Raw genomic sequence first — 25,295 nt, forward strand, 5'->3', positions numbered from 1 at the left:
GAAGCCGTCTGTCCCGGTCCCTCGCCTGGGCCCGCGCCGCTGTGCCCCGCCGGGCCGGGAGCGGGGCGGTGAGGCGGGCCAGGACGGCCGCCGCAGCCTCGGCGTCCGCCGAGGACAGACGCCACCCGCCCGCGGGAAGGAGCTGCCGGGCTCGCCCCGACTCCACGGTGAGAGCGCGGGTCAACAGGGGGCTCGACGCCGCAACCGGCCCTCCGTGCGCGTCTGCCATTGCATCCACCCTCTCACTCACACTGAGCACGAAGGGCGTACTCGACGTCGGCCGGATCAGTCTTGCCCACCCGGCGATTCTTGCAGGTCGCGACCATTCCGATTCTTGCAACCTACGGGATTTCGACGCACGGAGCCCGGCGTGAACCCGCTGCGCTCCTTCTCAGCCAGGGACCGCAGTGGTATCGAGGGTGAGGCGGACGGCCTGATCGTGGAGGGCGGCGGTGCTGATGACCGCCACCGTCTCCTCCCCGATCTCGGCGAGGGCGGCGACGTAGTCGCCGCACGTGAACCGCTGCGCCTCGACCGGCGCTCCGTCCACGAGCAGCTGGCTTGTTCCGACAGCCAGTACGTCGGGCGGCCAGATCGGTCCGTCGGGCGACGAGTCGTAGAGGATCTCACCCAGGAGCGCATCGGGCTCCAGGGTTGAGAACACACGGATGTGCTCGGGCAGGCGCCGCTGGGTGGTGACCTGCACCAGCAAGGTGTGCTCCTCGTAATATCCGAGGTCGATACGCTGGAGGAGACCGTCGACCGACCCCTGGCCCACCATGCGGCGCCAGCCGGGCTCGGGCCGCGCGAGAACAGCCACCGGGCGGCCGAACTCCCGTAGGGCCTCCAGCCAGATGCGATCGACGGGACGGCCGGGCTGGGCGGAGCTGTGGAACATGATGCCCCCTCTGGAGAACGGACCGGTTTCCGGAGTCGGTCGAGAACCTGCTCCGGACAGTGTCGGGCTCATCGCCGGTGTGGTGGCGTGATCGCGGAGCGGTAGCGGTTGTGGAGCTTGCTCAGGAGTCCGTCGGGAACCCCCGCCCGCCGAAACCGCGCGCCCGTGTGTGGACGTGGCCTTCGAGAGGGAACGCGGGCGGTGCTGCAGGCAGGAGTGTGGTCAATTCGTACCGGCACTTTTGCGCGACGCGGCAGGACGCGGTGTTGTCCACCTGGTGCAGGAGTTCAAGGCGCTCCAGCCCCTCTCCTTCGAAGGTGGTGATGGCCCATTGCGTCAGTGCTCGCAGCGCCCTGGGGGCCACTCCCCGGCCGCGCGCGTGCGCCGCGGTCCAGTAGCCGACCTCGGCCGACGGGGCACCGGGAGCGGGACGCTTGAGGACCACGTGGCCCACCAACGTTCCGTCCCGACCCGGGGTTTCGGACTCCACCACGGCGAATCCGAAGCGAGTGCCTGCCTGCCATCCCCGCTGCTGATCCCGCACCCACCGCCCGGCGCTAGCCTCGTCGTCCACGGCCGCGCGGGTCCAGCGGCGCAGAGCACCGTCCCGGAACAGCTCCACCAGGTCGGCAGCGTCCGTCAGGCTCCACTGACGCAGAAGGAGAGCGGGAGCCGAGGGCGTGGCGGCTGCCTCCAGCCGGGCGACGATCTTGTCCATGGACGGAGCGTAGGCGGTGGCTACGGCGGTGACAGGAGCTGGTCCGCCGCGTTCTCCGGTGTGGCGGTGAAGGTGTTGTGTCATCGTGCCGACCGTGTACGCAACGCCGTGACGGACCAGTCGAGCGCCGGTGTCAGAGGTTGCGGGTCGGGCCAGCCGTTGATGACTGCGAGCAGGCGGAAGTACCGGTCGCGGCTCGGATCGTTCGCGGCGTCCAGACGCGGCAGTAGCCACCGGTGCGGCTCGGCGTCGTCCGTGCGGCCGAGGGCGCGGGCACAGCCCGCGGTCAGCTCCCTGACGACCGGATCGGCCTGCGGCGATTCCGGGGCGATCCCCGAATCGACGGCTGCCGTGGCGAGGTCTCGGACGATGGCTACGACATCAGGGCGCGGCGGCGCGGATCCGCGCTCGGGGAGGTTGGCCGCGTGACTTTCGGCCGCGCGCCGCACATGGTCGCGGAAGCCCGGGTCCAACGTCAGTTCCGCCAACTCCACCCATGCCTCGACCTGCTCGTCTGTCGCGTTGTCCGGTAGCTCGGGTGTCATGGAGCGTCTGGCCGCAGCGTGGCCGGGACCACCTTCGAGCCCTTCGAAGACCGTGTCGAGGAAGCCATCGACCAGCCGTCGGCGTGCGCCTTGGGACAGTTGGGCCAACTGATGCATACGTTCCATCTCCTCAGGGGTGGGTCTGCGCCTGGCCGCAGCCAGCAGTACGGCCCGCTGCAGCCGCAGGGTGGCGATCTGCACCTCAAGCGCGGCCGCGTGCTGCTCGGCGACCTCACCGAGCGTCAGCTCTCGCTCCACGACCTGTCGGACAACGTCGAGACCGAGTCCGAGTTCACGCAGCGTACGCACCAGGGTCAGTCGGGCGACGGCGTCGGGACCGAAGCGGCGATAGCCGGCGGCGGTGCGGTCGGCCGGCACCACGATGCCGCGATCGGAGTAGAAACGGATGGTCTTGACCGTCAGCCCGGTGCGTCGAGCCAGTTCACCGATCGAGTAGAGGATGGTGCCGTCCATGACCTCATCTTCCTGTCTCCCCCCACTGGAGACTCAAGCCCGCTCTGCGAGCAGTTGACCAAGGGGGAGCCAGTGGGGAGGGGAGGAACATCTGGTTGGCGTGTCTGTGACGGGGGTTGAGCGTTCGGTCCAGGTGTGGGGACGTCGCCTGGATCGTGTCGGATGAGCCGTGGGACCGCCATCCGGGTGCCCCTCACCGGCCCGCGGCGACCGCGCACCCGGCCGGACAAGGTCCGTGCCGACAAGGCCTACGGCTCCCGCGCGAACCGCGGCTCCCCGCGCCGTCGTGGCATCGGCTGCACGAACCCTGAGAGAGCCGACCAAGTCCGCAACCGCAAGTAGTTCGGTTCCCGAGGCGGTCGCCCGCGACGTTCGACAAGACCGACTACCGACCTACCGACGCGCCACGCCGAGGAGTGCGGCCCTGGAGGTGCGGCGGCAACCGCTGACGCGGGATCTTGGCGCCTGGCCCACGTGGATGACATCGCCGTACGAGTCACTGGACTTGTACGCCCCGATGGTGAGGACCGGCATTCCTCGTATGGGCCGGGCGGACAACCCCCGTGCACCAGGCCAGGTCGGCTTGGGGCACGGGGGCGCGGGGCGCGGGGCCGGGGAGGCGGCTCAGTTGACGCGGCGCGGGCGCCGCGTGCGGCGGACGCCGAAGCAGGCGCCGAGCAAGGCGGCGACGACCGTGGCGGCGGCGCCCGCGGTGACGGCTGCCCCGGCGGTCGCCGCGGGCGCGGCGGACGTGTGCGGGGGTGCGGCTGTACCGCCGTAACCGCCGCCCTCGCCTGCCCGGTCGTAGGCGGACCCGGGGAGCTTGTCGCCGTATTTCGCGTGTACCAGGCGCTGGTAGGCGGGCAAGGTCACGCCGCCCTTCCCCACGGCGCGCCGCGCGTCGGGGTCGAGCGGCCGCACACGGCCGTCGCGCACCACGTACCAGGCGTCGATCTGCGGTTCCCGGAAAACGGTTCCGAGGCCGTGCGCCTCGCTGACGTAGTCGGTCTCGTCACCGCCGGTTGCGATGTTGACGACCTTCCACCCCTTCGCCGTCCGTACGGTCCACACCGAGGCGACCTGGCCGTCCGCGGAGACAGCCTTGCTCGCGACGAACTTCGGGTCGGCGACAGGGGCGCCCGGACGTCCGGCGACGAACCCCGGATCGAGGAGGTAGACGGTTACCGACGGCCCGACCAGGTGCGGCCGGGCCGAGCTCGGTGTGATCGCGTCATCGCGGGAGAAGAAGCGCGAGAGGGTGAGGACGGTGGCCGGGGTTGACGCCGCCTTGCGCGCCTGAGCGGTGTCGGCGGCGGTGAAGGGCGCGGGGAAGTCGCCGCCGGCCGCCGCGTGGGCGGTGGCGGGCGCGAGTGCGCCGAAGGCCGCGGTGGCGGCGAACACCACGGCCACCGCGCTTGTGCGGACGAGCTTGCGACCGGCGGGTGCGTGCTGGTTGGGCGTGCGGCGCTCGGGTGACGTGGGGGTTGGCAACATGGGGGCCGGTGACGTGCCACTCGATGACGGCTGGGTCGGTGTGGTCTGGGTCGGCGTGGTCTGGGTCGGTGTGGGCTGGATCGGTGACGTGCGGATCGGGGTCATGGGGTCACGCTCCGATCCGGTAGAGCGAGTGGGTCCACGTGAACGAGTTGTTGCTCACGTAGTAGTCGTAATCCCCCCAGTTGTAGCGGTAGTTGGAGGGCCACGGGTCGCCCCAATAGACTTGGTTGTCGGAGGTGTCGTAGCCGTACAGCACATGCATGTGCCCGCCCCCGGAGCTCCACTCGATGCGTGTTTCGATGGGGCGGTTGGCGTTGATCTCGTTCTGCACGGTGCTGTAGCGCAGATAACCGCTCACATACGTACCGGGGTTGATGCCCATCCAGTCGAGGGCGTTCTGCACGTCGTCCAACGCCGCCTGCCAGTTGCCGCAGGTGCTGCCCTGGGGCCGGTTGAAAGCGGCGTCACAGAACTGGTTCTGGGTGTAGTCGCGCCCGAACCACGACGCGATGGTGTTGCCGCTCGCCGCCCAGCACCAGTTGCTGTTCTGCTGCGCCTGCATGGTGATGTTGAGGCGCTTGGCGCCGGTAACGGCGGGGCGAGCGGCGGCCCGAGGAGCCGCGTGCGGGGTGGAATGGGGAGCGGCGTGAGCAGTGGCCGATGGCACGAGGACGGACGTCAGGACGGCGACGGCCGCGAGGACCGACGACGCCAGCCGTCTACGGCCCCGGGTGGTAATGGACATGGCGTTCCTCCCAGTCAGGGTGGGGGTGGAGGAGCGCGTCCGGACGCTGCGACAGCAGGATCGATCTCTTGTCGGGTCCCGGTCAATGAAGTTATCCACAGGGCTGGCGGCGAAGTGAACTCCACCCGTACGGTTGTGAATGCCACAGCAGGTACCAGCAGGTGGCAGCAAGTAGGTAACGCCTCGTTCCAGGACGGGGAAGTGAACGTTCACAGGTAATCGATCAGGGGGGTGGGGGGAGGGGAGGGGCCCCATGGCAGCACACAGGACCGATCGCCGTGCCACCACCCCGCGCCCCGGTGACCCGCCCCTCGGCCCACCCCTCGGCCCGTCCCGCCGCCCCACCCCCGAGGCCGAGCTCGCCGAAGCGCTGCGCACCGGCCCGTTCTCGGCCGCGCTCCGGGCTGCGCTTGCCGCACGCGGGCTGGCTCTGCACCGCGTCCAGCACCGGCTCGCCCAGCGCGGCATACGCGTCGGTGTGACCAGCCTCAGCTACTGGCAGCGCGGTGTGCGGCGTCCCGAGCGTCCCGAGTCGCTTCGTGCCGTCACCGCGCTTGAGGAGGTCCTGGAGCTTCCCCCGCACGCCCTCACCCGCCTGCTAGGTCCGCGTGCCACCAGCGACCATCCCCCGGCCCGCCCGTATCGGACCCTCCTCGAACCCGCCGCCGCGCTCGAATCGCTGCTGGCCAGTCTGGAGGCACCGGCGGACGGGGGCCTGCACACCGTGATCCACTACGAGCACGTTCACATCGGTGCCCATCGAGAGCTCGCCGCCCGCGACTCGCACCACGTCGTACGGGCCCACCGCGACGGCGTCGACCGCTATCTCGCCATCTACCACGGCGACCCGGGCTGCGACACGGAACGGGTACGGGTCCGCGGTCTCGGCAACTGCCGGGTCGGGCGGATCCGGCGCCACGGCGCATCGGGGGTGATCGTCGTCGAGCTGCTCTTCGACGGGCGGTTGAGAGCGGGGGAGACCGCCGTCCTGGGGTACCGCTTCGAGGACGGAACCGGCGCGCCCAGCCATGAGTACGTTCGCGGCTTCACCTACGGCGGCGGCCAGTATGTCCTCCAGGTCGGCTTCGACCGTGCCGCCCTGCCCGTCCACTGCCGCCGCTTCACCCGTCCCACGGCGACCGCCCCTCGCGAGGCGGTCGCCGATCTGACACTGAACGCCCATGGCTCGGTTCACCTCGTGGAGCAGCAGATCCGGCCGGGCGTCCTCGGCGTCACATGGGAGTGGGACTAGGTCGTATCTTCAAAAGCGGTATGTCGCGTGCTGTTGCCGGTCATGGGCTGGTCGCGGTGGCGTGTCGCAGGAGGCGTACGAATGAGACTGCCTCTCCGGCCCTGGAGACTTGGCCCTTACAAGCCGTCATTGGTGGCACGGGCGTGGGTTCCGCCCACACGACCGATGAGTTCCGCCTCGCCGCGTCGTCTGCACATTGGGAACGTACGTCCCCCTTCCGCGCCTGCGGGAGGCCGAGTTGAGATGACTAGGAGCGTGCACACCGTGGAGCAGGAGAACGTGAGCGCCACCCTGACTGTCGCCGTGCCCGCCGCGAGGGTGTTCGCGGTGCTGGCGGACCCGACGACCCATTCTGCGATCGATGGCACCGGCTGGGTTCAGGAATCTGTCGACCGGGCGCCGCTGACGGAGGTGGGGCAGATTTTCCGGATGGCCATGTACCACGCCAACCATCCAAACGGTGACTACCAGGTGGCCAACAAGGTCCAGGTGCTCGACCCGCCGCGCGCCATTGCCTGGCTGACGGGGCAGGAGAAGGACGACGGCCACGTGGAGTTGGGCGGCTGGATCTGGCGTTACGACCTTGCGCCTGTCGGTCCGTCCGAGACTGAGGTCACGCTCACCTACGACTGGTCGGCGGTGCCGCAGTTCATCCGGGATCGCGGCATCCAGTTCCCGCCGTTCGGCCCCGAGCATCTCACCGACTCGCTGCACCACCTGGCCGAGCTTGTCTCCGAAAGGTGATGTCGTCGACCATGATGACCATCAGTACCGGCGCCTTCGGTTGCAGACGCCACTGATTGGTGCCCGCCTTGATGTGACCGACTCCCAGTGGGCGGTGCTCGAATCGCTGCTGCCGGTCGGGTCGGGGCCGGGCCGGCCGCCGGTTCACCCACGGCGGCCTTTGGCCGACGGGGTGCGCTGGTGCGTTAGGGCGCGTGCACCCCGGTGGGACGTGCCCGACGCAGTCGAAAGCGCCATCGACAAGCTCAAGGCGCACCGGGCCGTAGCCACCCGGTTCGACAAGCGCGGGCTACATCTTCCTCGGCACCGGCACCGGCACCACCACAGCCCTGATCATCTGGCTCCGCTCATGATCGCCCGGACACGCCCTGGGAGGGGCCCAGCGACAGGCAGTCGTCCGTGCCCCACTCCCCGCCAGTCACCTCGCGGGCGACACGGCACCACTCGGCCTGTCCGCCAGGCAGCGGCCAGGCCCAGGTGGGTCTGGCCGCTGTGTGCAGTTCCTCGAGGTGGCGGACCAGTGCCGAACCCGCGATCGCGGCGCCGTCGGGGACGGCGGTGCCGTGGCGGGCGCGGAGCTCGGCGAAGCGGGCCAGCTCGGCCTCGTAGCGCTCCACCTCCCGCTCCGTGCCCGCGGCCACCTCGTCGTCCGGTGCGGTGCGGTGCAGGTGCAGCAGCGGGGGCGCGGTCGACTCGGTGATCGCGGCGGCGAGTCGGGCATGCCCGTCCAGGATCACATGGCAGTCCAGGCCGCTGACCCACCACAGCAGAACAGGCGGGAGGGTGCCGTCACGGACCTGCTTGCGGTACGCCTTGACTCGCCCGTCGCGGTGGTCGGGCATCGGGCGCAGCGGGAGGATCTCCCACGAACCGGAGTGGACGAACCAGTCGATGTACCCGTCAGGATGGCCCTCGCTGATCATCTCGCCCCAGTACTCGGATTCCGGCCGACGGCCGTGGTTCCAGCGCAGGAGCGGGCTCTCGCGCGACAGCAGCCACCGCCCGTCGTGCAGCGGACTGCCCGGTGAACCGGCCAGGCACTCCGCGAAGCGGTACGCCCAGCGATCGAGCCGCCCAGCCAGATCCCGACCGGCCGCGGCCCGCGAAGGCGGGATGACGGAGCGGTAGGCATCGGTGCGCCAGAAATCGACCCCGCCGTGGTCGCCGTCGACGGCGGCGAGGAGCACGGGCCGCGTCTCCTGGGTGAGGAGGAGCCGCCTCTCGGCGCTGAACAGACACAGCCCCGGGCGGCGCCGGGACCTCACCTCCAGGGACAGGCCCGTCCAGGTGTCATCGTCCCGGACGATATCCGTGCGTCGCATGCTGAGCATTCTGCAAAGTGCCTTCGACTCGAAGTTCAGGCCCGGCTGTGTGTTCTTCCAGCGCGCTGCGGGGCTGTCCATCCCGGGCGGCTGAGGCTTCGGCGTCGGCAGCGCGGGGTCTGCCTGGCCGTCACCGTACCCTTCCGCGGTGCTTGTGCCCGGTGCTATGCCGGGCAGAGGCCGGGCACGACGCTGCGGGCCCGGGCGGCACGCTTCAGGCCGGCTCGCCCCGCCACGCCCCGTCCCGGCGGGCCCAGCGCACCGCCGGGGCCACCGCCAGGCCTGCCGCCGCGAACAGCACGCCCAGCACCGCCCAGCCCGCCGAGCCATGGGCGATCGCGGTGACGGTGACCAAGGCCGGACCGGCCATCATGCCCGCCGACGTGCCGGCGCCGAAGACGCCCTGGTAGACGCCGTGGGCTCGGGCGTCGGCCAGTTCGTAGCCCAGCGTCCAGCCGCCGGCCGCCGACAACACCTCGGCGAGAACCTGCACCACCGCGCCCGCGGTCAGCGCTGCCACCGCCCACACCGGGGAGAGCCCGGCCGACAGCGCGTACACCGCGCATGACGCGGCCAGCAGCAGTCCCGACCAGCCCATCGCCCGTACAGCAGAAGGCACTTGGGTGGCACGGCGCGCCACCGGCACCTGGAACAGCGCCACCAGCACACAGTTGACAACCATCAGGAAGGCCGCCGTCCAGCGGGGTGCGTCGGTGCGCTCCACGATCCACAGCGGCAACCCCACCTCAGACAGCGAAAACTGGACCACCAGCACCCCGTTGAGGATCGTCACGGCCAGGAACGGTATGTCTCGCACGGCCCGCCAGCGTTCCGTGGCCGGCGCGGAGGTGTCCAACGCAGGCAGCTCGGTCGCGTGCGGCGCCAGCGGCAGCCGCGGCAGCAGCAGCGCCGGACCCGCGAAAGTCGCCGCGTTGACGAGAATCACCGTCATGTACGCGGTGTAGGTGTCGAGTTGCAGGGCGACCGCGCCGAACACCCCGCCAACGCCCATGCCGACGTTCACCACCATCCGCAGGTACGCCCGCGCCTCCACCCGCGTGGCCGCCGGCAGCACCTCCGCGTACACCGCGCCCTGCACCCCGCGGCTGGCCATCTGCAGCCCCGTCGCGCAGACCACGGCGATCAGGAAGCCGAAGTAGCCCTGCACGAGCGTGTACGCGGCCGTGGCCACCCCGGTTCCGCCCCACAGCAACGCGCCGACCCGCCGCGCCCCCCACCGGTCCGCGGCCCGCCCGGCCGGCACCCCGACGGCCACGCCGACCAACCCCGCCACCGTCATCCCGACGCCGACAGCGGACGCGTCGAGGCCGACGATGCGCGTGAAGTACAGCACGCCGAGGGGAAAGAACAGGCCGTTGCCGAGGGCGTTGACCAGGGTCAGCAAGCTGGCCAGGCGCAGCGTGGAATCGGCGGGAAGCAGGCCGGCGGCCCGGGTGGCGCGCTGTGGCGCGGGGCTGCCGCCCCGCTTTGAAGCAGGGGGGACTGGAGTTGTGGTCATGTGAACAGCCAACCCCGCGGCACGTGGGCACCGACAATGATTTAGCGTAGCGCTCAATGATCGAGTTCCGCTTCGCCGTCGGCGACCTTGCGACCACCTCCTTCGCCTACTGTCCCCTGCAGGAGGCGGTGTTCTCCCTGCGCTGTCTGCACGATCCGGCACGCTATCCGCACCACCGGCCGTGGCTGCGCCGCATCCGACCGCACCTGGACCGACTCGACCGCGAACTGCTCACCGCGCTCGTCACCCCCTGGCTATGGGTCCCGGACTTCCTCACGCCACGCCCCGAACGCGCCCGCCCCGGCTTCGCCGAGGGGCTCGACCGGCTCGCCACGACCCCGCCGGAGGTCGTGGTCGCCGACTTCAGCGCCGCCTACCGCACCCCGCACGCGCTGCCTCCCGTCGTCGCCCGTTCACTCGCCACCCCCGCTGCCTTCCTCGACCGGATCACGAACGCCCTCGACGCCTACTGGCACACGTGCTTGGCCACCGACTGGTGGCCCCGGGTCCAGACCATCCTGGAGGCCGACCTCGCCCACCGGGGGCGGATCCTGGCCGAGCAGGGCGCCGGTGCGCTGTTCGCCGGCCTCGACAGGCGGCTCACCTGGGACGGTGGCCAACTCCTCCTGTCCACCCAGGACTTCAGCATTCAAGCGCCATGGAGCGACGTCAGTATCGCCGGCCGCGGCATGGTGCTGCTGCCGACGCTGTTCGCCCGTGGCGCCCAGCCGCTGATCGACCCCGCCCGCCCGCCGGTCCTCACATACCCGGCCCGCGGCCGTGCCACCCTCTCCGAGGAACCACCCCCGGTCACCGGCGAGGCCCTCGTACGCCTCCTCGGCCGCCCCCGCGCCCGCCTGTTGCTGCTGCTGACCGAACCGGCCTCCACCACTGAGCTCGCCCACCGCCTCGACGTCACCCCGGGCGCGGTCAGCCAGCACCTGGCAGTTCTTTACGACGCGGGCCTGCTCACCCGCACGCGCAGCGGCCGAATCGTGCGGTACGCCCGTACGCCCCTCGGTGACGAGTTGTGCAGCTGATGCTCCGACCGGGAACGTTCGCGGGAGTGGCGCCCAGGTGCTGGACCAGCAGGGCTGCGGCCCCATACAGGCTGACACGGACTCGGTGACGGTCTGCAGCTGAAGGCCCCCGGGGATCAGCCTTGCCGTCCCCGGGCCGGCTCAGGGTTGCCGCCAACGCCGACGGGGTTAGAAGGGGCTGGGGCGAGCATCGGCCAGTAGGCCACACCGCAAGTTCAAGAAGAAGCGGGTGGAATCCGTGATGCCGCCGATGCGCGACGGAGTGACCATCGCCCGGCACCGCTGACGCGCTGCGAGTGGGCACCGTAAGTCCCGGTGGTAACCAGCCGCCCGGGCGCAGCCACTGAGCAATCCTTCGTAGCAAAGGGCGGCAGCCGGATTCCTCGTAGTACGCCGGGTAGTTGTCCTTGTCGGCGTCGATGAATGCGATGTCGATGACGGGCTCGGCGTAGAGCGCGCACTGTCCGAAGCGCGGAGGCGATGCGCTCGTCGAGCCGGTCGGCGACGCCCGCACGCTCCCAGGCTCTGCAGCCTCCTATGAAGATCCGAGTCGGCGTGCCCTAGGCCGGAGTGGTGCCGCTCGCCTGCACGGCTGCGACAAGTGTGTCGAGCTGCCCGCGAACTCGGGCGGCGGTGAGATGGTCGAAATAGTCGCGGGAGCTGATGATCTTTCCGTCGCGCACGCGAAGGACGAAGATACCGGGCAGCGCGAAGGGTTCTCCGGTCTCCGCGACTGTTCCCTGGTACTCGAACTCGGCGACGATGACCTCGGGGTCGGTCGTCTCATGGATCGTGATGTTGGTTGCCCGACGGTGCAGCTGGGGGCCGGCGCCGGTCGGCCTGAAGTGCTCGCGCAGTTCGTCGCGGGTGCGGAGCGCGGCAGCACGAAGCGGGTCGAACGGGTGCACGACATGGGTCTGCTCCGCATACAGATCGGGCAGTTCCTTCCAGTGGCCCTCTGCAACACCGTTCACGAGCGCGAGGAAAACCTCTCGCGGGCTGACGTCTTGGGACATGACACTCTCCTGTCGTCTGCAGCGACGTGCGGCGGTGCGGTATCGAAGTACTATCCGGAGTCGCGACTCCGATTATATGGAGCTGCGACTCCGGAGATCGGCAAACGAGTGAAAGTGCGATGAGCGTCCCAGGTAACCGAAGGATGGGTAGCAGTAGCAGACGGCCGCAACGCGCTGACGCGCGAACCAACCGCGAGCGGATCTTGAACGTCGCCGAAGACGTTTTCGGCAAGGGTGGCCAGTCCGCGTCCACCGAGGAGGTGGCCCGCCTGGCCAACGTTGGCATCGCCACAGTCTTCCGCCACTTCCCCACCAAAGCGGCGCTACTGGAAGCCGTGCTCGTGCAGCGGTTCGACCGCCTGCGCGCGCAGGCCGAAACGCTGGTTCACGCCACGGACCCGGCTACGGCGTTCTTCGACTTCTTCAGCCACCTCGTCGCCGACGCCGCCGGCAAAAACGCCATAGCCGAAGCCCTGCTCGAGGCCGGTGGTGGCACCGGCGGCGACGCTGCTCAGGCATCGGACGGACTGCGTCGAGCCGTCGGTGTCCTGCTTCAGCATGCTCAACGCGCCGGCGCCGTCCGAGGTGACGTCGAACTGCCCGAGGTCTACGCCTTGCTCGTTGCCACATCACGAGCCTCGGCACACGCCCACCTTGAGGAGCAGGTACGAGACCGGATGCTTGCCATCGTCTTCGACGGCCTGGCGCCCCTCCGGAACCCGCGGCCGGAGATGAGGATCTGAACTGGGCACACGCTCTGGGTGCGGATCCACTCCTCGATGCGGCAGCCCCGCGGCGGGGTGACGCTCACGCTGTCTCCAGGGGCTGGTCACACCGGGCAGCGGAGGCAGGCACGGACTTCCCGGCCGCTGTGGGTCTGGTGGATCTCGGTCGACTGCGCGAGGTACTTGACTATGCCGGTGCCGCGGCCGTGTTCGTCCGGGGCGAGGTTGTGCGAACCATGATCGACCGGGGTTCCCGAGTCGCTGACCACGATGTACAGGGCGCCGTGATCGAGGACGAGTACCAACGTCATGCACTCGCGGCCGTACTGGGCGGCGTTGGCGGTGAGTTCGTCGACGATGAGAACGGCGGACTCACGCTCGCTCTCGGGAACGCTCCAGCACTCCAGCAGATCCGCCGTGAAGTGACGCGCGGCGGACACATGTGCCTCCCGTGCGGGCAGGGTCAGTGTCGCCCGATGGGAGCAGGGCCGTGAGCTGGTGCGCTCGGAATCGGTCACAAACATGGTCTTCTGGCTCTTCTGTGTGGATGCGGAGGCTGGAGCAAAGCTGGGGGCCGCCAAGAACCTGGAGGCGGCCGGTAGGCCGGGGAACCTGTGTATGAGCGCTCATCCGTTACTACGCACGACGAGTGGCATATGGTTCGAGCGATTCGTACCTTTTTTGCGACCTTGCGACCTTGCGACCTTGCGGCTGCGCGGCGGCTTCCGGGTGGCCTCACGCCCGGATCGTGACCAGCTTCTGGCCGCTTCCGGAGATGATCTCGAAGTGCTCGATGGCTCCCGGAGCCATGGGGACCGCCCCCGGAATCTTCGTTCCGGTCGGGTACTCGCCGGCCCGCCAGGTGGCGGCGTCCGCCCTGGTCCCGCCGGGCCCGATTGCCTGCAATCGGCAGATCATGCCGGCCGGTGCACCATGGGCCGAGACCTGTAGGACACTGCCCCAGGCCGAGGGGAAGACCTTTACCGAGGCGGTGACGCCGGTGGTGGAATCGTTTCCGGAGAAGGTGCGCGACGGAGTCGGCGTGGCGGGTCCGGACTGCCTGCCCTGACTTGTCACGGATGTGCTGGTCGCCAGCCAGGTGCCGCCGACCGCCGCTGCCGCGACCAGCATCAGGGAGGCGGCCGCGCCGACCAGTTGCAACCGCCAGGTCCTGCGGCGCCTGGCCGCGGCCTGCTGGAGCATACTGTCGATCAGCCCTGTCTCGGGAGCCTGAGGTGTCGCGGACATGCCGGATGGTGCCTGCGGTGCTCCCTGCGCGCTCTCGGCCGCCCGCCGCACCAAGCGGTCGGCCAGGTCCTCGTCGCCGGCCGGAACCGTCTGGCCTGCCGCTTCGGCCGCTGTGACCATCTCGAGCAGTGCCGGCAGCCCGGCCAGTTGCTCGTGCTCCGCCCGGCAGGCGTCGCATGTCGCGAGGTGGGCGCGTACCTGTTCCATTTCCGACGGGGACAGCGTGCCCAGGACGTACCCGCCCAGTGCCATCCGCAGGGCGTCGTGGTCCGTGTTCATGGCCGGCACCTCCTCCATGCCTCGGTCATGGCTCGATGCCCCGTTCCTGCAGCGCGAGCCGGAGGGCGTGCAGGGCGTAGTACGTCCGCGACTTGACCGTGCCCAGCGGGATGCCCAGCACGTCCGCGGCCTCTGCCATGGTCTTGCCCCGGTAGTACGTCTCGGCCAGTACGGCGCGGTGGTCCGGGGACAGCGTCCGGATGGCGTCGACCACTGCCCAGCTCTGCAGTGCCTGCTCGATCTGGTCCTCGCCCGCTGTCTGCCCGGCGGCCCGCTCCAGGGCCTCGCCGCCGGTCTCCGCCGGCCTGGCCCGCCGGGCCCGGTGGGCGTCGATGACCAGGTGCCGGGCGACCGTGAACAGCCAGGCCCGAGCAGGACCGCGCCGGGGGTCGAACGCGGTGGGGTGCTGCCACGCCCGCAGCAGCGTCTCCTGTACGACATCCTCGGCCCACTGCCGGTCTCCTGACGTCAGGCGCAGCGCGAAGTGGAACAGGGGGCCCGCATGCTCGGCATACAGAGCGCGGATCAGTTCCTCGTCGGTGGCCGAAATGCTTCCTCCACCAGAGACACGGCGCGCAGAGCGATCCGGATCGGCTGTTTGGCCATGTTTACGGGCACTCCATGGCATAAGTCGATCATTACGCATATGCGCTCTTTTGTCTTGCTGCGTGCTGCGTGCCGTGTGCCGCCTGTGGCGACTGGTTCGACCCGAGGGGAGCGCGAAGAAAGTCGAATGAAAGTCGTATATCAGTCGAACCGGGCGGCACCGTTGCTCGTGAAGTCAGGCAAGAGCTGAGATACACGGCAAATCGTCGACGAGCGTCGCTGCACTGCTGCCGCAACACGAACCCCCGCTCGGCGGGCCCGTTGCGGGATGCGCGTCCGTCGCATGCGGAACCCGCGCGCGTCAGACGATCGCGCGAGCTCGGCCGCCACCTTTCCCCTCTTCCTGATCAGTGAGGAACAAACACCATGTACCCGAATTTTGGCCATGTCGGTCGGCGATCACGCGTCACGGCCGGGATCGTGGCCGGGGCGGCAGCCTCCCTGGGGCTCCTGAGCGCGTGCGGCCCGTCCCCACACTCCACCGCAGCCGGTGCCATCACGCCCGGTCCTGGTCAGCGTCAGGTTGCGGGGATGCCCGGTGCCTCCCCGTCGGGACATGCGGCGAGCACAGTGCCTGGCGCCTCGCCGATGCCCGGCATGAGCATGCCTATGAGCTCGCCTAAGACGGGCGCGGCTGATGCGCCGGTGACCGGAGATGCCGTAGCGATCAAGAACTTCGCGTTCTCCCCGGCCACGCTGGAGGTCAAAGCGGGCACGACGGTGACCTGGACCAACCAGGACACCGACGCCCACACGGTCACCAGTGCCGGATCGGGCGGACCCTTGCACTCGCCCGCTCTGGCCACCCACGCCACCTACAGCTACCGGTTCACCAAGCCGGGCACCTACGCCTACCTCTGCACCATCCATCCCTTTATGACGGCCAAGGTGGAGGTGACCCGATGACCGGATACCGTGATGCTCAGGACCCATTCTCGGGCGCCGTCGCCGACCAGCCCGCCGAGGAACACGGCATGACACGGCGTCAACTCATGCGGCACGTAGGGTGGTTCGGCGGAGCCGTCGTGCTGACCGTGGCCGGCGGAGAGGTGATCAGTCACATCGCCAGCCCCCAGGACACCGGCGCCGAGGCCGCCGCGGGAACCAGCGGCGCCCTGCGGTTCGTGCAGGTCTCCGACAGTCACATCGGCTTCCACGGGCCGGCGAACATGGACGTGGTCGGCTCGTTCACCGAGGCGATCGACCAGGTCAACACGCTCGGCTTCCGGCCCGACTTCGTCATGCACAGCGGCGACCTGACGCACCTGTCCACGGCGGACCAGTTCGACCAGGTCAGGCAGATGATGACCAGGCTGCGCACGGACCGCGTCTTCACCGTGCCCGGCGAGCACGACTCCATCGGCGATGCGGGCCGCGCATACCGGCAGATCTTCGGCGAGGGCACGCTCGGCGACGGCTGGTACAGCTTCGACACCCACGGCGTCCACTTCATCGCCCTGGTCAACACTCTGAGCCTGGAAAAGCTGGGCCACCTCGGCACCGAGCAGATCGGCTTCGTACGCAAGGACCTGGCGGGATTGTCATCGGACACCCCGATCGTGGTCTTCAGCCACATCCCGCTGTTCGCCATGTACCCCCAGTGGGGCTGGAGCACGGACGACGCGTTGAAGGTGATCGCGCTGCTGCGCCGTTTCTCCTCGGTGACCTGCCTCAACGGACACGTCCACCAGCTGTTCACCAAGACGGAGGGCAACATCACCTTCCACTCTGCCACCACCACCGCCTACCCACTGCCGAAGCCGGGACGGGCCCCCGCCCCCACTCCCCAGGTCGTGCCCGCCCGACAGCTCAAGGCTGCGCTAGGCATTCGCACCGTGGACTACCGGCAGGGCGACCGCGAGCTGGCGGTCAAGGACAAGCGGCTGGCATGAGGAAGGGAGGACTCCTCGTCGCGGCTCCGTGCGAGCCCGCATGTGACCGACCCGCGTCCGGGCATCGACCGGGACACTGCGGCCATCGAGGTCCACTCGGGCGCGGCGACTGGATGACGGGCCCGTGTTGGCCGCGGTGAGCAGATTCGGTATCAGCGGGGGGCCAACGTGCATCTGGTGCTGGCGTCCGCCCCGGCCGTGTCCTCTCCCGCTCCAGCCGTTCCGAGCCCGGCGGCGCCGGGGCGGCCGGCGTGACACCGGGCGGGCTGGCCTGCTCCTCGGCGAGCGCTTGCCCGTCCGGCTACCCGTGCGGATGGAGCGGTACGAACGAGACCGGCTCCATGATGACGACACGCACCAACATGCCCACGATGGGCACGTCGGACAACAGGATCGGCTCCTCGACCGGTTCAGGAAGGGGCGCCTGTCAGGACTTCGACCTTGCCGGTGTCGAGCGAGTAGTAGCCGCCCACGACGGCAAGGGCGCCCTTTCCCACCAGTGGGGCGAGGTCCTGGTTGGAGCGCAGATCGGTGGCGGTCAACTTGACCTGGGCACGGGCCATGGTCTCGACCGGGTCGGCGCCGCCTTCCTTCACTGCCTGCATGTATGCCGGCTGCAGAGCCTTGACGATCGCCTGCAGGTTGCCGGGCAGCGACTTGCCGTAATGAAGGGCCTCATACGCCGCCTTGACGGCGCCGCAGCGCTGATGCCCGAGGACCACGACGAGCGGAGTGCCACTGGTCATGGGCCCGTACTCGACCGAACCAGTGACCACCGGGCCGACCGCCTCCCCGCCCGTGCGCATCACGTAAAGATCACCCAGCCCGGTGTCGAAGAGGAGTTCAGGCGGCACCCGGGAGTCGATGCACGAGAGGATCGCCCCATAAGGCTCCTGCTCCTGGGCCACGAGCTGACGCCGGTTCGGATCCCGGTCGGGATGATGAAGGGCTCCGCTCACCCAGCGCCGGTTGCCCTCCATCAGTCTCGCGAATGCCGCGGCAGGTGTGGTCGGCCGCGTCGTGGGTGAAGCGCTGAGCGCCGCCGGGGCGGCCTTCAGCGATGAACACCCCGCGAGAGCGAAGGTGCCGCAGGCAAGCAGCGCTCTACGCCCCAGACGTCCTGCTCTGTCCATCGTTCGTTCCCTCGATGCCGCTCGGATGCGTCCCCGTGTCTTGACCAGGGCAATTGTTCCGCGTCGTGTGGTGACCTGGCCGCAGGCGCAAGCGTGCACGGGTTACGGTTGCTACAGACGGCCCACAGAACGACCCACAGAACGGCTCACGCCGCAGAGCGAGAGTTTGAGCCGAGACCTCGCCCGCCCGACCGCCATGCCGCGACCGGGTGCTGTCCGTTCTCGTGAACATCAACCTCTGGCTGCGTAGGTGAGAACGGGCGGTTTCAGCGGTGACCAGCGGCCCGACACTGACCCCGGGCCGCTGCCTGCTCCTCCTCGTCGTCAGCCACTGCCAGAGCCCATCCCCGTACGCTTCCCCTCCGACGTGCTCCACGAGGGCAGGCGGCGCGCCGAGGCCGGCGGACCGGTCGGTGGCCTCGTGCATCCGCGCTGGTGATCACGAGCTCAACTGGACGGAGTACCCGAGGACCACACGCCCATCCACTGTTCGGCGCCCCACTCTTCGAACCGTTGCACCTCGGTGAACCCCAGCTTCGCCGCGAGGCGCATCGAGCGGTCGTTGGCGGTCTGGGTGCAGAGCACCACAGGCTCGCCAGGAAGCGCGTCGGCGAACCAGCCGAGCGCCGCCGCGCACGCCTCGGCGGCGTACCCGCGTCCCCACACCTCTGGGAGGAACAGGTAGCCGAGCTCGGCCTCCCCGGCATCCGGACGGATATGACTCCGTCGCTCCGCGTCGCGCCGGTTGAGCTCGATGGTGCCGATCATCGCTCCGTCGAGCTCGATCACGAAAAGGCCAGGACGCCGCCCGGGCACCTCAGGCACCGAGCGCTCGAGCTCGTCACGCGGTCGAGGGCCACCGATGTAAGTGCCCACCTCTGGCGAGGCGAACAGCTCGACGAACGCCGCACGGTCCCGGGCCTCGGACTCGCGGAGCACGAGCCGCTCGGTCTTGATCGGAGCAGGTGGCCAGGCGACGGGTCCAAGCTCGGTCATGGCGGGCAACCTATCGCAAGCCCGCCGGGCAGCAGCCTCAGACGACCGGCAGCGGTAGCAGCTTCTGACCCGTCGGCCCGATCTGGATGTCGGTGTCCGTGCACGGCTCGAAACCATGACCGTGACCGCGGGCATCACCGAGTGGCGTCGACGAACCACTCTTCGGCCATGGCGCCGTTGACCTCTCAGAGCGCGTCGAACCCCTGTTCAGTGTGGACGTCTTCGTCGTGAAGTTCTCCACCAGGGGTGTCAGTGGCTGCCTCTACGCTTTCGCGTGATCGCTGACGAGCGACGGTCTGGGATCTGCGCGCCTTGGACGCCGCCGCGTCCGTGACCGACGACCGGGCCTAGCAGCACGACTCGTCCTTGGCCATCCGCGGGTTCTACCCGTTCCTGTACCTCAACCTCGCCGCGGACTTCCACAAACTCGCAGACACCGCGCAGGCCCGAACGCACCTGGCCCAGGCCCGGGAGCACCTCGATGCGCTCAACGATGACGACTACGGTCAGGGCGTCCGATCGGCAATACAGCGGCTCGTCGGCCAACTCGCCGACGAAGATCCCACGATGCCGAAGAGCGACGAACCGAAGTAGTTGATCATGAAGCATTGCTCAAGTGGTCAAAGTGCCGGGGCCCATGTCACCAGGGCACGTTCCCTGCGTCGTTGTAGAAGCCGCCGGTGGGGCCGTCGTCGGGCAGGGTCGCGAGCCGGATCGCGATCGCGGCGCCCTGTTCCGGGTGCGCACGCCGCGGAAGGCGTTGAGGTCGGTCGCACAGTAGCCGGGGCAGGCGGCGTTGATCAGGATGTTCGTGTCGCGCAGTTCCTTGGCGTACTGGACGGTGACGGCGTTGAGGAACGTCTTCGATGGTGCGTAGTCGACGGCGATCGGGCCCGTTTCGGCGCCCGGAGTGGTCTGCAGGGTGAGGGAGCCGACGCTGCTGGACATGTTCACGATCCGCGGCGAGGCGGAGCGGCGCAGCAGCGGCAGCATCGCGTTGGTGACGCGGATGACGCCGATCACGTTGGTCTCTACGGCCGCCCGCACCGTCGCGACGTCGACCGTGGTTGGCATCTGTGGCGCGTTGCCGGCGATCCCGGCGTTGTTGACGAGGACGTCGAGGCGTCCCGCGCGGTCCTCGATCAGCTCGGCGGCGGCAGCCACGCTCGCGTCGTCGGAAACGTCGAGCGGTACGCCGAACGCGTTGACACCGTCCGACAGCAGCTTCGCCACGGCCGCCTCGCGCCGCTCCTCGTCCCGGGCGCCGACCCCGATGCTCCAGCCGAGGGCGCCCAGACCGGCCGCGATCTCGTACCCGATGCCCTTGTTCGCGCCTGTCACCAGCGCGATCGTCTGTTCGTTCATGCCGCCGATCCTCTCCGGGCCTGGCGGGAGACGGCCAACACCGATTGGGTGGGCAGCGATACCTCGCGGGTATCGACCCTGGTCGGGGCCGGGTAGCATCGCGGTGTGGAGACACGGGAGTTGCGGTACTTCGTCGCTGTCGCCGAGGAGCTGCACTTCGGCAGGGCCGCACAGCGGCTCGGGATCGCGCAGCCCCCGCTGTCACGGGCGATCGGCCGGCTTGAACGCCGCCTCGGGGCGCTGCTGCTGGAACGCACCAGCCGCACCGTCACCCTGACGGAGGCCGGGGCGGTGCTTCTGCAGGAGGCCCGGGCGGTGCTGGACGCCGTCGAGGCTGCCGAGCGCCGCACCCGGCGCGCAGCCCTCGCCGCGACCGGCCAGGCCGGCGTGGTCCTCGCCACGAAGGCCGGAGCTTCCAGCGAACTGCTGGCGAAACTGCTCGACGCCTACGCAGCCGAACCCGACGCGGTCGCCGTCGATCTGCTCCTGTGCGGGATCGGCGAGCAGGAACAACTGCTGCGCGACGGCCGGGCCGACGTGGCCCTGCTGCACCGGCCGTACGACACCACGACCGGCTTTGACACCGAGGATCTCCTCACGGAGGGACAGGTCGTGGTCCTGCCGGCCGGGCACCCCCTCACCGGCAGGACCCACGTGCGGATGGCCGAAGTCACCGCGCTGCCCGATCTGCCGCTGCCGCGCTGGCCCGGCCGAGACGGTACGTACCCGCAGGGCACCGGTCCGCGGGCGCGCGACCACGCGCAGCTGCTCCAACTGACCGCGCTCGGGCGCGCCTGCTGGATCGCGCCGGAGTCGTGCCAAGCCCGGCTGCCCGAGGATCTCGTAGCCGTGCCGGTGGTGGACGCGCCGACAGTCACGACGGTCATCGCCTGGCCGCCCCACAGCCGGTCCCGAGCCGTCGCCGGCCTCGTCCGGGCCGCGACACGTCACTGAAAGCTTGACAAACACAGGGGATGGCGAGTCGGTGCGGCTGCGGTTGTCCGGCGATCGCGCGCGGCGTTCGTCGCGTTCTCTGACGTCGCCCATGGACGATGTCAGAAGGACTGCGATCATCATCCGCATGGCGTGCGGCGTGTGCGGGAGCGAGCCGGCAATGTCTCGCGACCGCCGTCGTCATGGGGTCCGGCGAGGTGCTGCCTCCGCCCTGTCGACCCAACACGGAGCGGTGGTGTGCCGCGGTGGATGAGTCCGGCACCCCCGAGGTCGAGCATGTCGTCGTGACCACGCTGACGCTGTGTGGTGTCGACGTCGAGCGGGAACGAGCTGACGGAGCACCGCTGGCGGGCTGAGGTGGCAGGGGCCACGATCGGCGGCCATCTTGGAATATCGGTGTTGTGTCGGGAGCCGAGCTCGCTATCCTCCGTGACAACGCGATGACGGAGACGAGTATCCACGGGATCACGCGAGCTGAGAGAGCTGCCGGTAGCTGAGAAGGCGGTCTCGCACCCCGGGGTGAAGACCCTCCTGAGTGCGGGGAGGAACGGCCTCTTGGCCCAATGCCTCGCCGGCCGGCCCCCGTTACCGGGCATGAACGAGGCCGCTGCTCTCGAGTGGCGGTGAAGGCGCGGTGGCACCGCGAGTCCCCTTCTCGTCCGCGCCCCCAAGGGATCACGACGCGAGGCCCTGGGAGGGCTGCGATGATCCACACGACTGGCCGTGTCCTGGTGTCCGACTTGCGCGAGTACGTGGGGCGGACCGTTTCCGTTTCGGGCTGGGTGCACACACTCCGCCTGCTGAGCAAGGTGCAGTTTGTCGTCGTCCGCGACCACAGTGGCATGGTGCAGGTCGCCCACCAGCGCGGCGGCGCAGGCGATCGGATCGAAGCCGCCTTGCAAGGACTCACCCCTGAGTCTGCGGTGCGGATCACCGGGCGTGTCACCGAAAACCCGATCGTGAGGCTCCACGGCCTGGAGATCATTCCGGAGAGGGTCGAGGTGCTGAACCGGGCTGCGACGCCGTTGCCGATCGACGAGCACACCGGCTTGGAGCACTGTCTGGACTGGCGGTTTCTGGACGTCCGGCGCCGTCCGACCGGGCAGCTGCTGTTCGCTGTGCAGACCACGCTCGAGCAGGGCATGCGTGAATACGCCTACGGGCAGGGCTGCACTGAGATGCACACCCCGAAGTTGATGGGGACGGCGTCGGAGTCTGGTGCCGAGGTGTTCGAGCTCGGTTACTTCGGCCGTTCCGCCTATCTGGCGCAGTCGCCGCAGTTCTTCAAGCAGATGCCCATCGGGGCCGGCATCGACAGGGTCTTCGAGGTCGGCCCGGTATTCCGTGCCGAGCCGTCGTTCACCTCGCGGCACGCCACGGAGTTCACGGGCGTGGACGTGGAGTTGGCATGGATCGACGGGGTTGAGGACGTCATGGCCTTCGAGGAACGGATGCTCGCACACGCCATCGCCAAGGTAGCCGACGCGTACGGTGAAGCGATCCGGGAGACGCTCGGTGTCGGGGTTGCCGTGCCGACGGTGCCGTTTCCGCGGATCACGATGGCTGAGGCACTGAGGGCCCTGCGGGCGCAGGGGTGGGATCCGGAGGGCGGGCGAAATGACCTGGACCCCGAGGGTGAGCGTCGTATCGCCACGCACCTCCAGGAGCTGACTGGGCATGAGTGGGTATTCGTCACCCGCTATCCGGCGGGCGTCCGCCCCTTCTACCACATGCGGCCGGCGGACGACCCGGGTGTGACTCTGAGCTTCGACCTGCTGTGGAAGGGGCTGGAGGTCACGACCGGCGCGCAGCGTGAGCATCGCTACGAGGTGCTCGTGGAACAGGCCACGGGGAAAGGCTTGAGCATCGAGTCGATGCGGGACTACCTCAACGTTTTCCGCTACGGGTGCCCGCCCCACGGCGGCTTCGGGATGGGGCTGGGCCGGATCCTGATGGCGCTGCTGGGGCTCGATTCGATCCGCGAGGCCACGTTCTTGTTCCGCGGTCCGAACCGCCTCACCCCGTAGGGCGGAAGGCAGCAGCGACGCACGCGCCCCACCGTGCCCTCCCGCCTTCGTCGGCCATGCCCTCGTGAACGGCGGCGACGGCAGCGGTGACACCGCCCGCCGCTACGACGCGCAGGCCCGGCACGGTCTTGCGGGTACCGAGGATGAGCATCGGGAGGCCACGGACCGAGGCCACATGACGACTCGTCAAGACGGCGATTCACACAGTCGCTGGAGGAGGTTGAGTACGGTGCGTTCGCCGGCCAGAACGCTTCGCGTCGGGCCGGACGGCCGGAGCAGTAGCGGCCGGTAGATCTCGGCGGCGAGCGGAATCCCGGCTGCCACCCCGGCCTGACGGGAGATGATCCGAGCCTGTACACACAGGTCCTCGCGGTGCTCCACCGAGAGACGATGTCGTCCGCGGCGGCGTCCTCGGCCAGCGCCAGCGCGACGGCACCTCGGGCCGCATGGTCAGGAAACTTCATGGTTCTCCCCGGGTCCGATGCCGTTCGCCCTGTCGGCTGGCACTGGCTTGGGGCGGATCAAACCTCCGGAGTGACCATGGACAGCACCGCGGAGGCCAGGGCCGCGTCGACGACGGTCGAGAGAATGCCACCGGCGAGAAACCCGAGATGGTTGACGAAATGATCACGCACAGGCATGGCGAACCGCACCAGGCCGGGCTCGGCACGTACCACGGTGATGTCCACTGCCTGCCTGCCAACGGAACGTTGTGGAGCGTGCGGTGGTCGTGCTCTGCGATGCCATCCTGCCTCCCAGTGCGAGGATGGTGGAAGCGCCTGCACCGATCGGATCAGGTGTTGGTGTCGTAGTGCAGCCGCGCCGCCTCCACGGCGTTGATGTGCCGTTCGGCCCAGTCGCGGATGGCTGCCAACGGTTCCTGGAGGGTACGACCGAGGTCGGTGAGCCGGTACTCCACCTTGGGCGGGACCGTCGGGGTGACGGTGCGAGCCACGAGGCCGTCCCGTTCGAGGCTGCGCAGCGTCTGGGTGAGCATCTTCTCGCTGACGCCGTCGATCGTGTCGCGCAGTTCGCCATAGCGGCGGGGCCCGTCGTTGAGTACGCCGACAATGAGGACGGTCCACTTGTCGGCGATCCGGTCCAGGGCGGCACGCGAGGGGCACGGTGCGCTGTAGACGTCGGCGGGCTTGCCGTCGGGTAGCCACGCCAGCGGGGCTCGGCCAGGGGTTCCCGGCCGGGGCCGACGCGTGCGAGGAGCTGGCATGCGTCGAACGTTAGCCGAGGACACGTTCGTCGGCCCAGGAGCGGCGCAGTGCGAGGGGCAGCACTCGGCCGAAGACGTGGCCGGCGAAGTGCCCGCCTGCCAACAGCACGTCCGGGTGCTCCAGCTCCTTCAGGAGTCGCTCGCGGGTACGAAGTGCGTCCCCAGAATCCACGTCGAAGACGAAGGGCCACTGACTCTCGGTCACCTGGACCTGGCAGTGCATCACGTCGCCGAGGACGATCAGCCGCCGCGGGTCCGTGCCCTCTGGATCGGTGACAACCAGGCTGGTGTGCCCAGGGGTGTGCCCGGGGGTGGCGATGACCTTAACCCCCGCGGCGATCTGATCGCCGTCGTCGACGAACTCGATCCGGTCGGCCAGGGGCTCCTGTACGGCCCGCGCGTCCGGTCCCGGGAAGGTGCCCTTGTCCGCCCAGTACCGCCATTCCCGTTCGCTTACCAGGTGGCGTGCGTTGGGGAACATCAGCCCGCGGACCGCCCGGCCGTCGGGGAAGTGCGGGGCGGGCGCAACGTCCGTGGTCCAGCCGACGTGGTCGTGGTGCAGGTGTGTGAAGACGACGGTGTCCACGTCCGTGGGCGCGAGGCCTTCCTCCGCCAGGCTCTCCAGCAGACGTCCACCGGTGAACGACGCGAAGCCGGGAACCTCGAAGTCGACGACGCCCAGCCCGAGGTCGGCCAGGATGGCTCGGTCTCCGGTGCGGATCAGAAACGAACCGATGCTGACCGGGAACCGGCCGCGGTGGTCGAGGAAGTCGGCGTAGGGCGCCCAGTCCACCGTCCGGCTGGCCGGAAAGACCGAGGCTGCATCCAACCAGCCCTCCCCGTCAGGGAGGTAGGTCACGGTGGTGGCGCCGATGGAGGTCTGGGAACGTTCTGCTGCTGTCCTGGTCATGCACTCACTATTGGCGTGTGACTCTCCATCGGGAAGTACGTACTTGCAAGTGCGTACCCGTGGGGGCACCCTGAAGCGCTCCGGGTCTGATGGAGGCTCGATTCCCTGAGAGGATCGAGTCATGGCCCGTCCGTCCCCTTACCCTGCCGAGCTGCGTGAGCGTGC

The 25,295-nt window shown here is 69.3% G+C and carries 27 protein-coding genes and 2 pseudogenes; 11 read left to right on the forward strand and 18 right to left on the reverse strand.

The features are described 5' to 3' along the window. Positions 1-391: 391 nt before the first annotated feature. From ACWC0C_RS39680 to ACWC0C_RS39690, 3 genes are all read right to left on the reverse strand, one after another. Positions 392-898: a hypothetical protein gene (locus tag ACWC0C_RS39680; protein WP_450869364.1), complete on the reverse strand. Its 507-nt coding sequence runs from the start codon at positions 896-898 to the stop codon at positions 392-394. Positions 899-1,019: 121 nt separating this feature from the next. Beyond that, positions 1,020-1,616, reverse strand: coding sequence for a GNAT family N-acetyltransferase (locus ACWC0C_RS39685; protein WP_450869366.1), 597 nt, complete (start codon positions 1,614-1,616; stop codon positions 1,020-1,022). Positions 1,617-1,696: 80 nt separating this feature from the next. Beyond that, positions 1,697-2,635 (reverse strand): MerR family transcriptional regulator, encoded by a 939-nt coding sequence (locus ACWC0C_RS39690; RefSeq protein ID WP_450869368.1) that lies wholly within the window; start codon positions 2,633-2,635, stop codon positions 1,697-1,699. A gap of 162 nt (positions 2,636-2,797) precedes the next feature. Here ACWC0C_RS39690 and ACWC0C_RS39695 point away from each other — a divergent pair, with 162 nt between their 5' ends. After that, positions 2,798-2,977, forward strand: a complete 180-nt coding sequence (locus ACWC0C_RS39695; RefSeq protein WP_450869370.1) for a hypothetical protein — start codon at positions 2,798-2,800, stop codon at positions 2,975-2,977. A 282-nt stretch (positions 2,978-3,259) separates the two neighbouring features. On the opposite strand, the gene ACWC0C_RS39700 is transcribed toward ACWC0C_RS39695, so the two are convergent. Together ACWC0C_RS39700 and ACWC0C_RS39705 are read right to left on the reverse strand one after the other, a co-directional pair. Next, a complete protein-coding gene (locus ACWC0C_RS39700) occupies positions 3,260-4,129 on the reverse strand; it encodes a hypothetical protein (RefSeq protein WP_450869372.1) in 870 nt (289 codons plus the stop codon). A gap of 109 nt (positions 4,130-4,238) precedes the next feature. Next, positions 4,239-4,877 (reverse strand): papain-like cysteine protease family protein, encoded by a 639-nt coding sequence (locus tag ACWC0C_RS39705; RefSeq protein WP_450869374.1) that lies wholly within the window; start codon positions 4,875-4,877, stop codon positions 4,239-4,241. Positions 4,878-5,130: 253 nt separating this feature from the next. Here ACWC0C_RS39705 and ACWC0C_RS39710 point away from each other — a divergent pair, with 253 nt between their 5' ends. Beyond that, positions 5,131-6,129, forward strand: a complete 999-nt coding sequence (locus ACWC0C_RS39710; RefSeq protein WP_450869376.1) for a hypothetical protein — start codon at positions 5,131-5,133, stop codon at positions 6,127-6,129. 264 nt (positions 6,130-6,393) lie between these two features. Further along, complete coding sequence (locus ACWC0C_RS39715; protein ID WP_450869377.1) at positions 6,394-6,873, forward strand: polyketide cyclase; 480 nt, start codon at positions 6,394-6,396, stop codon at positions 6,871-6,873. 347 nt (positions 6,874-7,220) lie between these two features. On the opposite strand, the gene ACWC0C_RS39720 is transcribed toward ACWC0C_RS39715, so the two are convergent. Then, entirely contained in the window at positions 7,221-8,195 is a 975-nt protein-coding gene (locus ACWC0C_RS39720; protein WP_450869379.1) for a hypothetical protein, read from the reverse strand. Between the two features lie 214 nt (positions 8,196-8,409). Then, positions 8,410-9,714: an MFS transporter gene (locus ACWC0C_RS39725; protein ID WP_450869381.1), complete on the reverse strand. Its 1,305-nt coding sequence runs from the start codon at positions 9,712-9,714 to the stop codon at positions 8,410-8,412. Between the two features lie 56 nt (positions 9,715-9,770). On the opposite strand from ACWC0C_RS39725, the gene ACWC0C_RS39730 reads away from it, so the two are divergent. Beyond that, a complete protein-coding gene (locus tag ACWC0C_RS39730) occupies positions 9,771-10,754 on the forward strand; it encodes a helix-turn-helix domain-containing protein (RefSeq protein WP_450869383.1) in 984 nt (327 codons plus the stop codon). Positions 10,755-11,314: 560 nt separating this feature from the next. On the opposite strand, the gene ACWC0C_RS39735 is transcribed toward ACWC0C_RS39730, so the two are convergent. Continuing rightward, positions 11,315-11,770 (reverse strand): nuclear transport factor 2 family protein, encoded by a 456-nt coding sequence (locus ACWC0C_RS39735; protein ID WP_450869385.1) that lies wholly within the window; start codon positions 11,768-11,770, stop codon positions 11,315-11,317. Positions 11,771-11,973: 203 nt separating this feature from the next. Here ACWC0C_RS39735 and ACWC0C_RS39740 point away from each other — a divergent pair, with 203 nt between their 5' ends. Then, a complete protein-coding gene (locus tag ACWC0C_RS39740) occupies positions 11,974-12,513 on the forward strand; it encodes a TetR/AcrR family transcriptional regulator (RefSeq protein WP_450869386.1) in 540 nt (179 codons plus the stop codon). Between the two features lie 86 nt (positions 12,514-12,599). Here ACWC0C_RS39740 and ACWC0C_RS39745 read toward each other — a convergent pair whose 3' ends face one another. The 3 genes from ACWC0C_RS39745 to ACWC0C_RS39755 form a co-directional block, all read right to left on the reverse strand. After that, positions 12,600-13,019: an ATP-binding protein gene (locus ACWC0C_RS39745; protein ID WP_449194283.1), complete on the reverse strand. Its 420-nt coding sequence runs from the start codon at positions 13,017-13,019 to the stop codon at positions 12,600-12,602. A 211-nt stretch (positions 13,020-13,230) separates the two neighbouring features. Then, entirely contained in the window at positions 13,231-14,022 is a 792-nt protein-coding gene (locus ACWC0C_RS39750) for an anti-sigma factor family protein (RefSeq protein WP_450869387.1), read from the reverse strand. 25 nt (positions 14,023-14,047) lie between these two features. Further along, positions 14,048-14,650, reverse strand: coding sequence for a sigma-70 family RNA polymerase sigma factor (locus ACWC0C_RS39755; protein WP_450869388.1), 603 nt, complete (start codon positions 14,648-14,650; stop codon positions 14,048-14,050). A gap of 587 nt (positions 14,651-15,237) precedes the next feature. On the opposite strand from ACWC0C_RS39755, the gene ACWC0C_RS39760 reads away from it, so the two are divergent. From ACWC0C_RS39760 to ACWC0C_RS39770, 3 genes and pseudogenes are all read left to right on the forward strand, one after another. Next, positions 15,238-15,534: a cupredoxin domain-containing protein gene (locus ACWC0C_RS39760; protein WP_450869390.1), complete on the forward strand. Its 297-nt coding sequence runs from the start codon at positions 15,238-15,240 to the stop codon at positions 15,532-15,534. Next, a complete protein-coding gene (locus ACWC0C_RS39765; RefSeq protein ID WP_450869392.1) occupies positions 15,531-16,520 on the forward strand; it encodes a metallophosphoesterase family protein in 990 nt (329 codons plus the stop codon). The genes ACWC0C_RS39760 and ACWC0C_RS39765 overlap by 4 nt, the downstream gene beginning before the upstream one ends. A gap of 251 nt (positions 16,521-16,771) precedes the next feature. Further along, positions 16,772-16,909 (forward strand): annotated as a pseudogene (locus ACWC0C_RS39770) (peptidase inhibitor family I36 protein); the annotation flags it as partial. 21 nt (positions 16,910-16,930) lie between these two features. Here ACWC0C_RS39770 and ACWC0C_RS39775 read toward each other — a convergent pair. After that, positions 16,931-17,653, reverse strand: a complete 723-nt coding sequence (locus ACWC0C_RS39775) for a carbonic anhydrase (RefSeq protein ID WP_450869394.1) — start codon at positions 17,651-17,653, stop codon at positions 16,931-16,933. A 447-nt stretch (positions 17,654-18,100) separates the two neighbouring features. Then, on the reverse strand, positions 18,101-18,649 hold the full coding sequence (locus tag ACWC0C_RS39780) for a GNAT family N-acetyltransferase (protein WP_450869396.1): 549 nt from the start codon (positions 18,647-18,649) through the stop codon (positions 18,101-18,103). Positions 18,650-19,015: 366 nt separating this feature from the next. On the opposite strand from ACWC0C_RS39780, the gene ACWC0C_RS39785 reads away from it, so the two are divergent. Beyond that, positions 19,016-19,243 (forward strand): hypothetical protein, encoded by a 228-nt coding sequence (locus tag ACWC0C_RS39785; protein WP_450869397.1) that lies wholly within the window; start codon positions 19,016-19,018, stop codon positions 19,241-19,243. A 46-nt stretch (positions 19,244-19,289) separates the two neighbouring features. Here ACWC0C_RS39785 and ACWC0C_RS39790 read toward each other — a convergent pair. Next, positions 19,290-20,014 (reverse strand): annotated as a pseudogene (locus tag ACWC0C_RS39790) (SDR family NAD(P)-dependent oxidoreductase). Positions 20,015-20,119: 105 nt separating this feature from the next. Here ACWC0C_RS39790 and ACWC0C_RS39795 point away from each other — a divergent pair. After that, positions 20,120-20,968 (forward strand): LysR family transcriptional regulator, encoded by an 849-nt coding sequence (locus tag ACWC0C_RS39795; RefSeq protein ID WP_450869398.1) that lies wholly within the window; start codon positions 20,120-20,122, stop codon positions 20,966-20,968. A gap of 704 nt (positions 20,969-21,672) precedes the next feature. After that, on the forward strand, positions 21,673-22,995 hold the full coding sequence (aspS, locus tag ACWC0C_RS39800) for an aspartate--tRNA(Asn) ligase (protein WP_450869399.1): 1,323 nt from the start codon (positions 21,673-21,675) through the stop codon (positions 22,993-22,995). On the opposite strand, the gene ACWC0C_RS39805 is transcribed toward aspS, so the two are convergent. The 4 genes from ACWC0C_RS39805 to ACWC0C_RS39820 form a co-directional block, all read right to left on the reverse strand. Further along, the gene (locus tag ACWC0C_RS39805) at positions 22,985-23,185 is read right to left on the reverse strand and encodes a hypothetical protein (protein WP_450869401.1); all 201 of its coding nucleotides are present in this window, start codon (positions 23,183-23,185) and stop codon (positions 22,985-22,987) included. The two genes, aspS and ACWC0C_RS39805, sit on opposite strands and share 11 nt — an antisense overlap. Positions 23,186-23,516: 331 nt before the next feature. Then, positions 23,517-23,684 (reverse strand): PaaI family thioesterase, encoded by a 168-nt coding sequence (locus ACWC0C_RS39810; protein WP_450869402.1) that lies wholly within the window; start codon positions 23,682-23,684, stop codon positions 23,517-23,519. Positions 23,685-23,788: 104 nt separating this feature from the next. Beyond that, entirely contained in the window at positions 23,789-24,220 is a 432-nt protein-coding gene (locus tag ACWC0C_RS39815) for a winged helix-turn-helix transcriptional regulator (protein ID WP_450869404.1), read from the reverse strand. 10 nt (positions 24,221-24,230) lie between these two features. Then, on the reverse strand, positions 24,231-25,130 hold the full coding sequence (locus ACWC0C_RS39820) for an MBL fold metallo-hydrolase (protein ID WP_450869405.1): 900 nt from the start codon (positions 25,128-25,130) through the stop codon (positions 24,231-24,233). Positions 25,131-25,295: the final 165 nt, after the last annotated feature.

It is taken from the genome of Streptomyces sp. NPDC001709, assembly GCF_053596375.1.